Here is a 13,245-nt window from a genome sequence, read left to right as displayed (position 1 = left end):
GAATCCCGCTGTGTGCGAACCGGGGGAAGGCGCCCATGACCACCGGGCTGGCGACGTCGCCGATGCTGAACTGGCAGCCCGCGCTGCCCGGCGCGACCCCGCCGCCTGGGAAACGCTCTTCGAGCGCCACTACCGTTCCGTGTACGCCTACCTCCGCTTCCGCCTCGCCAGCCCCCAGGAGGCCGAAGACCTCGCCTCCCAGGTCTTCGAAACCGCCTACGCCCGCGCCGATACCTTCGACTACCGCGGCGTCCCCATCCAGGCGTGGCTCCTCGCCATCGCCCGGAACCTCGCACGCGATGCCATCAAGAAACGCATTCGCCGCGGGCCTTCCGATGACCTCGAAGCAGCCGACCTCGCCGGAATGCTCGCCGAGGCCGACCCCGCGCCCGGCGTCCACCTCCGCAGCGACCTCGCCCGCGCCCTCGCCGAACTCACTGAAGACCAACGCGAGGTCATCCGCCTCCGCTTCATCCTCGATAAATCCGTCGCCGAGACCGCAGTCCTCATGGACCGCTCCGAAGACGCCGTCAAAAACCTCCAGCGACGCGCCCTCGCTGCCCTCCAGCGCGCCCTCGGCGGCGCACACTACCTCAGCGGAGGCGGTGCATCGTGACGCCTGACCGCCTCGCCGACCTCCTCCAGCGCGCCCTCGAAACCGGCGTCATCCCGCCCGAGGCCGACCCTGCCGAGCGCGCCGAGCTCGAAGCCCTCCTCGCCGCCCGGGGCGAACTCCGCGCCGTCCGCGAGGCAGTCGCCCGCGAGGCCGATGCCGCCATGCCCGCCGCCCGCGCCCGCTTTCAGCGCCACCTCGCCGCGCATCGCCCCGCCCCGGTCGAGGTGCGGACCGTCGCGGCCCGCCCTTCGTTCGTTGCGCGCCTGTTCGCCGGCCGCCGCCTCCAGTTCGCCGGGTCGCTGGCCGCGCTGCTCCTCGTCGCCTTTGTTGCCCTCCTCGCGACCCGTCCCTTCCAGGGGGCCCGGGAAGTCCAGGCGCTCGGCGTCGACGACTACGTCCAGCTCTCCGGCGTCGTCACCGAATCCGCGCCCGACCGCGTCGTTATCACCAGCCCCGACCTGGGCCCGGTCACCGTCGCAGCCTCCGGCGCCGCCTTCCTCGATGCTTCGGGCGTTACGCTCCAGGCACCGCCCCCGCCCGGCGCCGCCGTCATTGTGACCGGTATCGTCCGCGATGCCCGCAAGGGCCGCATCGCCGTCGATGGCCAGGCCCTCGCCATCGCCGCGGTCGACCTCCCCGCGGGCAACCATCGCCCCCTCGACCGGCTCCGGGCGCTCCCCGAAATGCCCGAAGGCATGCTCGCCCTCGTCGCGATCGGCCGCGATGGCCGCGACGGCCGCGCCATCGTCATCCTCCCCGATGGCCGCCGCGCCCTCGTCCAGGTCGATGCCGGCTCCCTCGAACAGGTCGTCGCCGCCACCGGCTCCCCCCTCGGCACCCGCGTCCGCCTCGCCGACCACGACGGCGGCCCGTTCCGGCTTGAACGCCTCGCCGGCGATGACGCGCACCAGGGCGGCCCCGGCGCCCACCGCGGGCTCGCTCGCATCGCCGGCACGATCCGCGCAGCCTCCCCCGACGGCTTCACCCTCGAAACCGCCACCGGAGAAGTGAACGTCCGCCTCCGCCCCGGCTTCCGCATCCTGCCCGGGAAGAGCGGCCTCTCCGTCGCCGAAATCCGCGCCGGGGCCAGCCTCGATGGCTACAGCGCGGCCGTCGCCGGCGGCTTCGATCCCCGCACCGGCACCTTCATCGCCACGGTCGTCGTCCTCGGACCGCCCCCCTGAGCCCCCATCCGCTTGAGCATCCCCCGCCGGTGGCGCACCCTGAGGGCATCACACCCCGCAGGCAGAGCGATTCCGCATGACCACTCCCTCCGCCCCGTCCCGCTGGCTCATCACCGGCGGCACCGGCTTCCTCGGCTCTCATATCGCACGCCGCCTCCTCAATGACGGCATCCACCCCGTCCTCTTCGACATCGTCCCCCTCCCGCCCGATGACGCCGATATCGCCGACCGCGTCACCTTCATCCAGGGCGACGTCCAGGACCGCGAGGCAATCCGCCAAGCCCTCGAGGGCGTCGACGTCGTCATCCACGCGGCCGCCGCCCTCCCCATCCAGGTCTCGAAGCGCAAAATCTACGCCACCAACGTCCGTGGCACCCGATACGTCCTCCACGAGGCGCTCAAGGCCGGCATCCGCCGCGTTGTCTTTATCTCCTCCACCGCCGTCTACGGCGTCCCCAAAATCCACCCGATCGACGAAACCTCGCCCCTCCATCCCCTCGGCCACTACGGCGCCTCCAAGGTCGTCGGCGAGCAGCTCTGCCGCGACTACCAGGCCCGCGGCCTCGAAGTGAACATCATCCGGCCCAAGACCTTCCTCGGCACCGGCCGGCTCGGCGTCTTCGAAATCCTCTTCGAATGGATCGCCGAGGGCCGCCGCATCCCCCTCCTCGGCAACGGCACCAACCACTACCAGCTCCTCGAAGTTACCGACCTCGTCGATGCCATCGTCCGCGCCGCCACCCGCCCCGACGTCGTGAACGAAACCATGAACGTCGGCGCAGACCGCTTCCAAACCCTCAACGAAGACATGCAGGCCCTCTTCGACCACGCCGGCTCCGGCTCGCGCCTGTGGCACCTGCCGGCCCGGCCCGGCGAGCTCGCTCTCCGCGTCCTCGAACTGCTCCGGCTCTCCCCGCTCGCTGCCTGGCACTACGGCACCATGTGGCGCGACTCCTACGTCGAAGTCGACAAAGCGAAACGGCTCCTCGGCTGGCAGCCGCAATACTCCAACGCCGAAGCGCTCATCCGCGCCTGGGACTGGTACATCGAAAACAAAGGCCGCTACGACACCGGCGTCACCCACCGCGTCGCCTGGCAGAAGGGCGCCCTCGCCATCCTCCGCCGCCTCAGCTGACCCGCCCGGGGGGCTTTTTTACGGGAGCTTCAACTGCTGCCCCACCGCCAGCCGGGTGCAGTCGTCCTCGGTGAGGTTGTTCACCCGCAGCAGGTCTTCGAGCGCCACGCCGTTCGCCTGGGCGATCGAGAAGCAGGTATCCCCCTCCGCCACCGTGTGCGTCCGCCCGCCGGCGTCCGGCGTCGCCGTGCCCGCGCCCGGCGTGCGCGTTGCTCCCGGGGTGCCAGTGCGCGGCGTACCCGGGGGCTGCGTCCCGGGCTGCTGAGTCGGCGGGGTCGGCGTCCCGCTCGCAGCCTGCGCCGTCTGCGTCCGGTTGAGCGCATCCCGGGTGGCCACGGCATCCGCCGGGGAGATCGTCCCCCCGCCGCCGTCGCCGACCACCTGCTGGATCACGAACGCAATCACCACCACCACAATCGCCAGCGCAAAGAGCCCGATCGTCGCCACCGGCATACTGATGCCGCCCGGCCGCGGACGCGGTCCCAGCGCGCCCGGCGCGGGCCGCCGCGGCGCACGGGGTGAACCCGCCGCCGGCTGTCCGAACGGTCGCCGGCTCGCTCCCTGCCGCCCGGCTGGACCCGGCACCGTGGCTGCCGGGGGTGGCGGCGCCGCAGCCGGGGCCTGCCTCCCCGGGATCCCCTCACCCAGGTACACCGGGCAGGTCACATGGTTCGCCCCAAGGCAGTAGCTCTCCTGGTGGGGCAGCGCAATCCGCGTCGGGGTCTCGAGCCGGTAACAGCGGTGCGCCTCGGTCGCGTAGGTCGCGTGCGAATCGGCGTCATCCGCCAGCCCAAGATACGGGCATACCTGCGAATACTCTTCCTGCGTCACGCCCTCTCCTGTCCCCCGGGGCTATCCCACCACCGCGGCCCATCCTACCAGCATTCCGCAATACAGGAACCGCCCTGCCTCCTGCCGGCCGTTCCGCCCGGGCCGGTCATCTTGGGGGTGGGGGCGCCCCTTGCGGAGCGCCCCCGTGCGACGGGGAGGACAATGTCGCCAGGCGTCCTTTGGTCAGGAGGCCGCCTACCTCTACAAACGACCTTCTCCGCCCGAGCCCGAGAGACCGATCGCGGACGATTCGGTAGCCAGTTGGGTGCCCCTGTCATACCATCAATAAAGGCGAGACCGGCCGGGCTCCCCGCCCCTCCCCGCATCGCCCGCACGCGCGCCGCGGGTTGACAGCACCTCGTGCTATGCTACCCTTCTCCCTTGGCGCTTATTGACTGGCGAACCTATTGAGTTTGCACAGGTCGTAAAGCTGCGTGCTTGAAGACGGCTCTGCGCATGGGGAACCAGCGCGGGGCGCTGTTCACGAACAGGCTTTCCGGCCTGTTTTCGTGCCCAAAACTCCAGGTGGCCCTCCCGGCCCCATCCCTGGCGCCCTCGCGGGCGCCGCCAGACGCTGAATTGCAGGGGAAGCAGGAATGCCGACCATCAACCAGCTCGTTCGCAAAGGACGAATCAAGAAGACGAAGAAGTCGGGCGCGCCTGCCCTGCTCTTCAGCTTCAACTCCAACACCGGCAAGCTGACCAAATCGGCCCGGCGCGGCAACCCGCAGAAGCGCGGGGTCTGCACCCAGGTCCGCACCCAAACGCCGAAAAAGCCGAACTCCGCCCTCCGCAAGGTCGCCCGCGTGCGCCTCGTCAACGGCATCGAAGTCACGGCCTACATCCCTGGCGAAGGGCACAATCTCCAGGAACACTCCGTCGTCCTCGTCCGCGGCGGCCGCGTCAAAGACCTCCCGGGCGTCCGCTACCACATCGTCCGCGGCGCCCTCGATGCCGCCGGGGTCAACAACCGCAAGCAGGGCCGCTCCAAGTACGGCACCCGCAAGAACGCCCAGCCCGCCGCCGGCCGCAAGCGCTAACCAGCCAAGGAAGTATCCCGGAGTCCACGCCATGGCCCGACGCACCAAGCCCGAGAAACGCCCGATCCCGCCCGACCCCCGCTACGGCAACGTCCACCTGCAGATGTTCATCAATAAGCTCATGCGGCGTGGCAAAAAGAGCGTCGCCGAGAAGGTCGTCTACGGTGCGCTCGAGCGGATCCAGAACCAGACCGGCCGCGACCCGCTCGATGTCTTCCAGCAGGCGATCCGCCAGGCCACGCCCGTCCTCGAAGTCAAGCCCCGCCGCGTCGGCGGCGCCACCTACCAGGTGCCCGTCGAAATCCGGCCCGACCGCCGCATCGCCCTCGCCATGCGCTGGATCCTCAACGCCGCCCGCAACCGCAACGGCCGCTCCATGAGCGAAAAGCTCGCCGCCGAGCTCCTCGACGCCGCAAACGGCACGGGCGCTGCGATCAAACGCCGCGACGATACTCACCGGATGGCGGAGGCCAACCGCGCCTTCGTCCACTACCGCTGGTAAGCCAGGAGTCCCATGCCCCGCAACGCCGACCTCGATCGCATCCGGAATATCGGCATCATCGCCCACATCGACGCGGGCAAAACCACCGTGTCCGAGCGCATCCTCTTCTACACGGGCAAAACCTACAAGCTCGGCGAAGTCCATGAAGGCGCCGCCACCATGGACTGGATGGAGCAGGAGCGCGAACGCGGCATCACCATCACCGCCGCCGCGACCACCTGCGAGTGGCGCGACCACCAGATCAACCTCATCGATACCCCCGGCCACGTCGACTTCACCGCCGAGGTGGAGCGCTCGCTCCGCGTCCTCGACGGCGGCGTCGTCGTCTTCGATGCCGTCGCCGGTGTCGAACCCCAGTCCGAAACCGTCTGGCGCCAGGCCGACCGCTACGGCGTCCCCCGCATCGCCTTCGTCAACAAAATGGACCGCGTCGGCGCCGATTTCTGGCGCACCGTCGAAATGATGAAGGACCGCCTCGGCGCCAACCCCGTCCCGGTCCAGATCCCCGTCGGCGCAGAAGCCGACTTCGACGGCTGCATCGACCTCGTCGAAATGTGCTGGTGGTGGTTCGGCGGCGAGAAAGGCGACAAGCCCGAGCGTCGCGAAATCCCGGCGCACCTCCGCGAGGTCGCCGAAAAAGCCCGCGAGCAGCTCATCGAAGGCATCGGCAACGTCGACGACCAGATCGCCATCGCCTACCTCGAAGGCCACGAGATCGGCGTCCACGAGCTGAAGACTGCGATTCGCCGCGCCACCCTCCACAGCCTCGCCCAGCCCGTCCTCTGCGGCTCCGCACTCAAGAACAAGGGCGTCCAGCTCATGCTCGACGCCGTCGTCGACTACCTCCCCAGCCCGCTCGATATCCCGCCGGTCAAGGGCGTCGACCCCAAGAACGGCGGCGAAGTCGTCCGCCACGCCTCCGACGACGAGCCCCTCGCCGCCATCGCCTTCAAAATCGTCTCCGACCCCTACGTCGGCCGCCTCGCCTACATCCGCGTCTACTCCGGCGTCCTCAAAGCCGGCGAGACGGTGCTCAACTCCACCAAGCAGGAGCGCGAGCGCATCGGTCGCCTTCTCCAGATGCACGCCAACCAGCGCGAAGAGATTACCGAAATGGGTGCGGGCGGCATCTGCGCGGCCGTCGGCCTGAAGCAGACCTTCACCGGCGACACCCTCTGCGCCCCCGACGCCCCCATCATCCTCGAGAGCATCCAGTTCCCCGAGCCCGTCATCCGCGTCGCCCTCGAACCCAAGAGCAAGGAAGACCAGGACAAGCTCGCGACTGCCCTCTCAAAAATGGCCGAGGAAGACCCCACCTTCCACTGGACCTTCGATGAGGAGGCCGGCCAGACCATCATCTCCGGCATGGGCGAGCTCCACCTCGAAGTCATCGTCGACCGCATGAAGCGGGAGCACAAAGTCGAAGCGAACGTCGGCCGGCCCCAGGTCTCCTACCGCGAGGCAATCACCCGCCCGGCGAAGGCCGAAGGGCGCTTCGTCCGCCAGTCCGGCGGCCGCGGCCAGTACGGCGTCGTCGTCCTCGAGGTCGAACCCCTCGAGCGCGGCCAGGGCTTCGTCTTCGAAAACCGGATCGTCGGCGGCGCCGTGCCGAAGGAGTACATCCCCGCCGTCCAGCAGGGCGTCAAGGAAGCGCTCCAGGGCGGCGTCGTGGCCGGCTACCCGGTCCTCGATATCAAGGTCGCCCTCGTCGACGGCTCCTACCACCCCGTCGACTCCTCGGAAATGGCCTTCAAGAACGCCGGCTCCATCGGCGTCAAGGAGGCCATCAAGAAGGCCGGCCCCGTCCTCCTCGAACCGATTATGAAGGTCGAGGTCCGCTGCCCCGAGGAGTACTTCGGCGCCGTCGTCGGCGATATCAACAGCCGCCGCGGCATGATCCTCGGCACCGAATCGATGGGCAAGACCCAGATCGTCCACGCCATGGTCCCGCTCGCCGAGACCTTTGGCTACTCTACCGAACTCCGCTCCATCACCCAGGGGCGCGCCAGCTACAGCATGGAGTTCGACCACTACGAAGAAGTCCCCAAGAACATCGCGGCCACGCTCGTCAAGCAGGCTGTCGGCTAACCATCAACCACCGCCCACCCGGGCAAGCAGGAAAGGATAGATACCATGGCGAAGGCGAAATTTGAGAGGACGAAACCGCACGTCAACGTCGGGACGATCGGGCACGTTGACCACGGGAAGACGTCGTTGACGGCGGCGATCACGAAGGTGCTCTCCCTGAAGGGGGAGGCGGAGTACCGGCCGTTCGATTCGATTGACAATGCGCCGGAGGAGCGTGCGCGCGGGATTACGATTGCCATTGCGCACGTGGAGTACGAGACGGACAAGCGCCACTACGCGCACGTCGACTGCCCGGGCCATGCGGACTACATCAAGAACATGATCACGGGCGCGGCCCAGATGGACGGGGCGATCCTGGTGGTCGCGGCGCCCGAGGGGCCGATGCCGCAGACGCGGGAGCACGTGCTGTTGGCGCGGCAGGTGGAAGTGCCGGCGCTGGTCGTCTTCCTGAACAAGGTGGACATGATGGAGGACCCGGAGCTCCTCGAACTGGTCGAGCTGGAGCTGCGGGAGCTGCTGACCTCGCAGGGCTTCCCGGGCGATGAAGTGCCGATCATCCGCGGCTCGGCGCTGAAGGCGCTGGAGTCGACCTCGACCGACCCGAACGCGCCCGAGTACAAGTGCATCTGGGAGCTGATGGATGCGGTCGACAACTACATCCCGACGCCGGTGCGGCCGCTCGACAAGCCGTTTTTGATGCCGATCGAGGACGTCTTCGGCATCAAGGGGCGCGGCACGGTGGTGACCGGCCGGATCGAGCGCGGGGTGGTGAAGGTCGGCGACGAAGTGGAGATCGTCGGCCTGCGGGAGACGAAGAAGACGACCGTGACGGGCGTCGAGATGTTCAAGAAGATGCTGGACGAAGGCCAGGCGGGCGATAACGTCGGCTGCCTCCTGCGCGGCATCGAGCGGGATGAAGTGGAGCGCGGGCAGGTGCTCTGCAAGCCGGGGAGCATCAAGCCGCACACGAAGTTCGAGGCCCAGGTGTACGTCCTTTCCAAGGAAGAAGGCGGGCGCCACACCCCGTTCTTCAACGGCTACCGGCCGCAGTTCTACGTCCGCACCACCGACGTCACCGGCACCATCCACCTGCCCGAGGGCGTCGAGATGGTCATGCCCGGCGACAACATCACCATGACCGTCGAACTCATCCAGCCCGTCGCCATCGAAGACGGCCTCCGCTTCGCTATCCGCGAGGGCGGCCGCACCGTCGGCGCCGGCGTCGTCACCAAGATCCTCGCCTGAGGCACAGGACACCCGAGGGGACCGGCACCATGGCACGACAACAAATCCGCATCAAGCTCAAAGCCTTCGACCACCGCCTGCTCGACCAGTCGGCGCGGCAGATCGTGGAGGCGGCAGAGCGGACTGGCGCGGCCGTCGCCGGGCCGGTCCCGCTCCCAACCTCCATCGAGAAGTTCACCGTCATTCGCGGCCCCCACATCCACAAGGATGGCCGCGAACAGTTCGAAATCCGCACCCACAAGCGGCTGATCGACATCATCGAGCCCACCTCCAAAACCGTTGACACCCTCATGCGGCTCCAGCTCCCCAGCGGAGTCGACATCGAGATAAAGCTGTAACCGCCATGACCATCGAAGGAATGCTCGGCCGCAAACTGGGGACCACCCAGGTCTTCGACGCACAGGGCAGGCTGCGCGGCGTCACCGCCGTGGAGGTGGGCCCCTGCTATGTCACGCTCATCCGCACCCCCGAGAAGGACGGCTACAGCGCCATCCAGGTCGGCTACCAGGAAGACCGCCGCCTCAATAAGCCCGAAACCGGCCACCTCCGCGCCGCCGGCGGGCTCAAGCTCCGCCACCTCGCCGAGTTCCGCACCGACGGCACCGCCACCTACAGCCTCGGCGACCGCCTCGGTGTCGAGCTCTTCGAAGTCGGCAGCCGCGTCGATGTCACCGCCACCTCCAAGGGCCGCGGCTACCAGGGCGGCGTCAAGCGCCACGGCTTCCGCGGCGGCCCCCGCACCCACGGCCAGAGCGACCGGCACCGCGCACCCGGCTCCATCGGCTCCGGCACCACGCCGGGCCGCGTCCTCAAAGGCACCCGCATGGCCGGCCACATGGGCGCCGAACGCGTCACCGTCCGGAACCTCGAAGTCGTCACCCGGAACGACGAGGCCGGGGTCATCTTCGTCGCAGGCTCAGTGCCCGGCCCGAAGGGCGGCCTCGTCCGCATCCGCAAGGCAAGGAAGGTATCGAAATGAAGCTTCCGGTCTTCGATACCGCAGGCAACCGCATCCGCGAGATCGACGCCGCCGATGAGGTGTTCGGCATCGAACCCAACGGCGCTGTCCTCCACCAGGCCTACGTCGCCCAGATGGCCAACCGCCGCGCCGGCCTCGCCAACACCAAGCGCCGCGGCGAAGTCGCCGGCTCCACCATCAAGATCCGGCGCCAGAAGGGCCTCGGCCGCTCCCGCCAGGGCTCCATCCGCGCCCCGCACCACGTGGGCGGCGGATCGGCCCACGGCCCCAAGCCGCACAGCTTCGCAAAGCAGCTCCCCCGCACCATGAAGCGGCTCGCCCTGCGCTCCGCCCTCAGCAACCACGCGCAGAACGGCAGCCTGCTCGTCGTCGATGGCCTCGCCGCCCCCGATGGCAAGACCCGCACCGTCCAGGCAATCCTCGATGCCCTTAAGGTCGACCGCCGGGCCATCGTCGTCAGCGGCGAGCACAACCCCGAACTCACCCGCGCCGCCCGCAACATCGAAAACGTCAAGGCGCTGCCCGCGCAGTACCTCAACGTCGTCGACCTCCTCAACGCCCACCACGTGGTCATGAGCGAAGACGCCGTGCGCAAGTGCGAAACGCTCTGGGGCGGCGTCAACATCAAACCGCAGCGCGGCCGCACCCGGGAGGCAGTCTGATGCCGAGCGAACTCCACCCCTACGCCGTCCTCATCCGGCCGATCATCACCGAAAAGTCCACCATCCTGGCCGGCCAGGATAAGTACGTCTTCGAAGTCGACCCGCGGGCCAACAAGGCCCAGATCAAAGAGGCCGTCCAGCTCGCCTTCAACGTCCGTGTTGCCGACGTCAACACCATCAACATGAAGGGCAAGCCGCGCCGCTTCGGTCGCCGCGTCGTCCATCGGCCGAACTGGAAAAAGGCGATCGTCACGCTCGTCCCGGGCGACAAAATCGAACTCTTCGAGGGGGTCTAGGCCATGCCCATTAAGCAGTACAAGCCCACGTCCCCCGGCCGCCGCAACGCTACCGGCGACACCTTCGCCGATATCACCAAAGACCGCCCGGAGAAATCGCTCGTCGTCTCCCTCCGGAAGAAGTCGGCCGGCCGCAACAACCAGGGCCGCATCACCGTCCGCCACCGCGGCGGCGGCCACCGCCGGCTCTACCGCATCATCGACTGGAAGCGCGACAAGCACGGCATCCCGGCCCGGGTCGTCGCCATCGAGTACGACCCGAACCGCACCGCCCGCATCGCCCTCCTCCAGTACGCCGACGGCGAAAAGCGGTACATCCTCGCGCCCAACGGCCTCACCGTCGGCGCCACGCTCGTCAGCGGCCCCGAGGCCGAGGTCCGCGTGGGCAACGCCCTGCCCCTCGCCAACATGCCGACCGGCACCCAGATTCACAACATCGAACTCACCCCCGGCAAAGGCGGCCAGCTTGTCCGCAGCGCCGGCGCTGCTGCCCAGCTCATGGCCAAGGAAGGCGAGTACGCCCTGGTCCGCCTGCCCAGCGGCGAAATGCGGCGCGTCCGCATCGAATGCATGGCCACCGTCGGCCAGGTCGGCAACCTCGAGCACTCCCTCATCAAGCTCGGTAAAGCCGGCCGCAGCCGTCACCGCGGCCGCCGGCCCGAAGTCCGCGGCGCCGTCATGAACCCGCGCGACCACCCGCACGGCGGCGGCGAAGGCCGCGCGCCCGTCGGCATGCCCGGGCCCAAAACCCCGTGGGGCAAGCCGGCCCTCGGCTACCGCACCCGCAACAACAAGCGCACCGATAAGTACATCGTGCGGCGCAGGTCGTAGGAGAGGAGCACGACATGTCCCGTTCGACCAAAAAAGGCCCGTTTGTCCATCCCAAGCTCGAAAAGAAGGTGATGGCCATGCGGAACGCCCAGAACCGGACGGTCATCAAGACCTGGTCCCGGGCGTCCACCATCCTCCCGGAGATGATCGGGCTCACCATCGCCGTCCACGACGGCCGGCGTCACGTGCCCGTCTTCATCACCGAGAACATGGTCGGCCACCGGCTCGGCGAATTCGCGCCGACCCGCACCTTCCGCGGCCACGTCGCCAAGAGCGATAAGCAGAGCAAGGTGAGGCGGTAGCCATGGAAGTCCGAGCCGTTACCCGCGGCATGCCCGCATCCCCCCGCAAGGTGCGCCTCATCCTCGAACGCCTGCCCGGCCTCTCCGTCGACCAGGCCCTGGCGCTCCTCCGCTACGTGCCCTCTCCCCACGCCCGAACCATCTCGAAGACGGTGCTCTCCGCCGCCGCCAACGCAGAGAACAACTACAACCTCGATGTGGACGAGCTCTACATCAAGCGCGCCTACGCCGATGAGGGCCGTACCCTCAAGCGCTTCCGGCCGCGCTCCCGGGGCCGCGTCAGCCCCATCCTCAAGCGCTCCAGCCACATCACCATCATCCTCGACCAGAGGGAGGCCTAGCCCATGGGCCAGAAAGTCCACCCCCACGGCTTCCGCCTCGGCATCCTCTACGACTGGGAATCAAAGTGGTTCGCCGACCGCGACTACACCCAGAAGCTCCACCAGGACATCGACCTCCGCAACTTCGTCCTGCGTGAGCTGCGCGATGCCGCCATCAGCCGCATCGAAATCGACCGGAACGCGAACCTCACCACCATCACCATCCATACCGCCAAGCCCGGCATCGTCATCGGCCGCGGCGGCGCAAAGGTCGAGGAGCTCCGCAACACGCTCGAGCGCTACACCGGCGGACGCGTCCGCGTGAACATCCAGGAGATCCGCGTCCCCGAGCTCGATGCCTATCTCGTCGCCCGCTCCGTCGCCGACCAGCTCGAACGGCGCGTCGCCTTCCGGCGCGCCATCAAGCAGGCCGTCCAGCGCACCATGCAACGAGGCGCCCGCGGCTGCCGCATCACCATCTCCGGCCGGCTCGGCGGCGCCGAAATGTCCCGGCGCGAAACCGAAACCCAGGGTCGCGTCCCCCGCCATACCCTCCGCGCCGATATCGACTACGGCCTCGCCGAAGCCCTCACCACCTTCGGCACTATCGGCGTCAAGGTCTGGATCTACAAGGGCGATGTCCTCCCCCAGCGCGCCGAGCGCCCCGCCGAAGAGCCCGCCCCCGAGCCAGCGCTCGTTGCGCCCCGCGCTGCCGAACCCGACGGACCGGCCCACACCGCCATCTCCATGGAGCAGCAGGCCGCCGTCCGCGAATCCACCGAGGGGGCGAACTGATGCTGCAGCCACGACGCGTCAAGCACCGCAAGCAGCACCGCGGCCGCATGGATGGCTCCGCCCAGGCCGGCAACTACGTCGCCTTCGGCGAATGGGGCCTCCAGGCCCAGGGCGCTGCCTGGATCGATGCCCGCCACATCGAATCCGCCCGCCGCGCCATCACCCACGAAATGAAGCGCGGCGGCAAGGTCTGGATCCGCATCTTCCCCGATAAGCCAGTGACGGCGAAACCCGCCGAAACCCGCATGGGCTCCGGCAAGGGCGCACCCGACCGCTGGGTCGCCGTCGTCAAGCCCAACCGCATCATGTTCGAAGTCGCCGGGGTGCCCGAGCCCGTGGCCAAGGAGGCCCTCCGCCTCGCAGCCCACAAGCTCCCCGTGCCGACCAAAATCGTCCGACGCGAAGAGGCGGTGATCTGA

The 13,245-nt window shown here is 68.5% G+C and carries 17 protein-coding genes; 16 read left to right on the top strand and 1 reads right to left on the bottom strand.

Annotated features, from left to right (window positions below; all coding sequences use genetic code 11):
* Nucleotides 1-10: 10 nt before the first annotated feature.
* The 3 genes from A9A59_RS13085 (at nt 11) to A9A59_RS13075 (ending at nt 2,935) form a co-directional block, all read left to right on the top strand.
* Nucleotides 11-616, top strand: a complete 606-nt coding sequence (locus A9A59_RS13085) for an RNA polymerase sigma factor (RefSeq protein ID WP_165772736.1) — start codon at nt 11-13, stop codon at nt 614-616.
* A complete protein-coding gene (locus tag A9A59_RS13080; RefSeq protein WP_098504692.1) occupies nt 613-1,800 on the top strand; it encodes a hypothetical protein in 1,188 nt (395 codons plus the stop codon). Before A9A59_RS13085 ends, A9A59_RS13080 begins: the two co-directional genes overlap by 4 nt.
* A gap of 76 nt (nt 1,801-1,876) precedes the next feature.
* The gene (locus A9A59_RS13075; protein ID WP_098504691.1) at nt 1,877-2,935 is read left to right on the top strand and encodes an NAD-dependent epimerase/dehydratase family protein; all 1,059 of its coding nucleotides are present in this window, start codon (nt 1,877-1,879) and stop codon (nt 2,933-2,935) included.
* Nucleotides 2,936-2,953: 18 nt separating this feature from the next.
* On the opposite strand, the gene A9A59_RS13810 is transcribed toward A9A59_RS13075, so the two are convergent.
* Complete coding sequence (locus A9A59_RS13810) at nt 2,954-3,766, bottom strand: LysM peptidoglycan-binding domain-containing protein (protein WP_133117628.1); 813 nt, start codon at nt 3,764-3,766, stop codon at nt 2,954-2,956.
* Between the two features lie 596 nt (nt 3,767-4,362).
* Between A9A59_RS13810 and rpsL the strand changes: the two genes are divergently transcribed.
* From rpsL to rplP, 13 genes are read left to right on the top strand one after another with little or no spacing between them, the layout of a single operon-like run.
* The gene (gene rpsL, locus A9A59_RS13065; protein WP_098504689.1) at nt 4,363-4,806 is read left to right on the top strand and encodes a 30S ribosomal protein S12; all 444 of its coding nucleotides are present in this window, start codon (nt 4,363-4,365) and stop codon (nt 4,804-4,806) included.
* A gap of 31 nt (nt 4,807-4,837) precedes the next feature.
* Nucleotides 4,838-5,308: a 30S ribosomal protein S7 gene (gene rpsG / locus A9A59_RS13060; protein ID WP_098504688.1), complete on the top strand. Its 471-nt coding sequence runs from the start codon at nt 4,838-4,840 to the stop codon at nt 5,306-5,308.
* Between the two features lie 12 nt (nt 5,309-5,320).
* The gene (gene fusA / locus A9A59_RS13055; RefSeq protein WP_098504687.1) at nt 5,321-7,396 is read left to right on the top strand and encodes an elongation factor G; all 2,076 of its coding nucleotides are present in this window, start codon (nt 5,321-5,323) and stop codon (nt 7,394-7,396) included.
* 45 nt (nt 7,397-7,441) lie between these two features.
* A complete protein-coding gene (gene tuf, locus A9A59_RS13050) occupies nt 7,442-8,641 on the top strand; it encodes an elongation factor Tu (protein ID WP_098504686.1) in 1,200 nt (399 codons plus the stop codon).
* Nucleotides 8,642-8,670: 29 nt separating this feature from the next.
* Nucleotides 8,671-8,979 (top strand): 30S ribosomal protein S10, encoded by a 309-nt coding sequence (gene rpsJ, locus A9A59_RS13045; RefSeq protein WP_098504685.1) that lies wholly within the window; start codon nt 8,671-8,673, stop codon nt 8,977-8,979.
* 5 nt (nt 8,980-8,984) lie between these two features.
* Complete coding sequence (gene rplC, locus A9A59_RS13040; protein ID WP_098504684.1) at nt 8,985-9,620, top strand: 50S ribosomal protein L3; 636 nt, start codon at nt 8,985-8,987, stop codon at nt 9,618-9,620.
* Nucleotides 9,617-10,282, top strand: a complete 666-nt coding sequence (gene rplD / locus A9A59_RS13035) for a 50S ribosomal protein L4 (RefSeq protein WP_098504683.1) — start codon at nt 9,617-9,619, stop codon at nt 10,280-10,282. The genes rplC and rplD overlap by 4 nt, the downstream gene beginning before the upstream one ends.
* The gene (gene rplW / locus A9A59_RS13030) at nt 10,282-10,578 is read left to right on the top strand and encodes a 50S ribosomal protein L23 (protein ID WP_098504682.1); all 297 of its coding nucleotides are present in this window, start codon (nt 10,282-10,284) and stop codon (nt 10,576-10,578) included. The genes rplD and rplW overlap by 1 nt, the downstream gene beginning before the upstream one ends.
* Before the next feature lie 3 nt (nt 10,579-10,581).
* Nucleotides 10,582-11,409: a 50S ribosomal protein L2 gene (gene rplB, locus A9A59_RS13025; RefSeq protein ID WP_098504681.1), complete on the top strand. Its 828-nt coding sequence runs from the start codon at nt 10,582-10,584 to the stop codon at nt 11,407-11,409.
* Nucleotides 11,410-11,423: 14 nt separating this feature from the next.
* Entirely contained in the window at nt 11,424-11,711 is a 288-nt protein-coding gene (gene rpsS / locus A9A59_RS13020) for a 30S ribosomal protein S19 (protein ID WP_098504680.1), read from the top strand.
* A 2-nt stretch (nt 11,712-11,713) separates the two neighbouring features.
* Nucleotides 11,714-12,052 carry a 50S ribosomal protein L22 gene (rplV, locus tag A9A59_RS13015; protein ID WP_098504679.1) on the top strand — a complete coding sequence of 113 codons (339 nt, stop codon included), beginning with the start codon at nt 11,714-11,716 and terminating at the stop codon, nt 12,050-12,052.
* A gap of 3 nt (nt 12,053-12,055) precedes the next feature.
* Nucleotides 12,056-12,826 carry a 30S ribosomal protein S3 gene (gene rpsC, locus A9A59_RS13010; RefSeq protein ID WP_098504678.1) on the top strand — a complete coding sequence of 257 codons (771 nt, stop codon included), beginning with the start codon at nt 12,056-12,058 and terminating at the stop codon, nt 12,824-12,826.
* Nucleotides 12,826-13,245 (top strand): 50S ribosomal protein L16, encoded by a 420-nt coding sequence (gene rplP / locus A9A59_RS13005; protein ID WP_098504677.1) that lies wholly within the window; start codon nt 12,826-12,828, stop codon nt 13,243-13,245. The genes rpsC and rplP overlap by 1 nt, the downstream gene beginning before the upstream one ends.

Origin of the sequence: Tepidiforma thermophila (assembly GCF_002563855.1) — a bacterium.
GTDB classification, from domain to species: Bacteria; Chloroflexota; Dehalococcoidia; order Tepidiformales; family Tepidiformaceae; genus Tepidiforma; species Tepidiforma thermophila.
This window is presented reverse-complemented; position numbering and strand designations above follow the sequence as displayed.

Bases quoted from the DNA above. Each gene is read 5' to 3' on its own strand.
- A9A59_RS13075 (WP_098504691.1), top strand. From the start codon at position 1,877: ATGACCACTCCCTCCGCCCCGTCCCGCTGGCTCATCACCGGCGGCACC.
- rpsL (WP_098504689.1), top strand. From the start codon at position 4,363: ATGCCGACCATCAACCAGCTCGTTCGCAAAGGACGAATCAAGAAGACG.
- rpsG (WP_098504688.1), top strand. From the start codon at position 4,838: ATGGCCCGACGCACCAAGCCCGAGAAACGCCCGATCCCGCCCGACCCC.
- fusA (WP_098504687.1), top strand. From the start codon at position 5,321: ATGCCCCGCAACGCCGACCTCGATCGCATCCGGAATATCGGCATCATC.
- tuf (WP_098504686.1), top strand. From the start codon at position 7,442: ATGGCGAAGGCGAAATTTGAGAGGACGAAACCGCACGTCAACGTCGGG.
- rpsJ (WP_098504685.1), top strand. From the start codon at position 8,671: ATGGCACGACAACAAATCCGCATCAAGCTCAAAGCCTTCGACCACCGC.
- rplC (WP_098504684.1), top strand. From the start codon at position 8,985: ATGACCATCGAAGGAATGCTCGGCCGCAAACTGGGGACCACCCAGGTC.
- rplD (WP_098504683.1), top strand. From the start codon at position 9,617: ATGAAGCTTCCGGTCTTCGATACCGCAGGCAACCGCATCCGCGAGATC.
- rplW (WP_098504682.1), top strand. From the start codon at position 10,282: ATGCCGAGCGAACTCCACCCCTACGCCGTCCTCATCCGGCCGATCATC.
- rplB (WP_098504681.1), top strand. From the start codon at position 10,582: ATGCCCATTAAGCAGTACAAGCCCACGTCCCCCGGCCGCCGCAACGCT.
- rpsS (WP_098504680.1), top strand. From the start codon at position 11,424: ATGTCCCGTTCGACCAAAAAAGGCCCGTTTGTCCATCCCAAGCTCGAA.
- rplV (WP_098504679.1), top strand. From the start codon at position 11,714: ATGGAAGTCCGAGCCGTTACCCGCGGCATGCCCGCATCCCCCCGCAAG.
- rpsC (WP_098504678.1), top strand. From the start codon at position 12,056: ATGGGCCAGAAAGTCCACCCCCACGGCTTCCGCCTCGGCATCCTCTAC.
- rplP (WP_098504677.1), top strand. From the start codon at position 12,826: ATGCTGCAGCCACGACGCGTCAAGCACCGCAAGCAGCACCGCGGCCGC.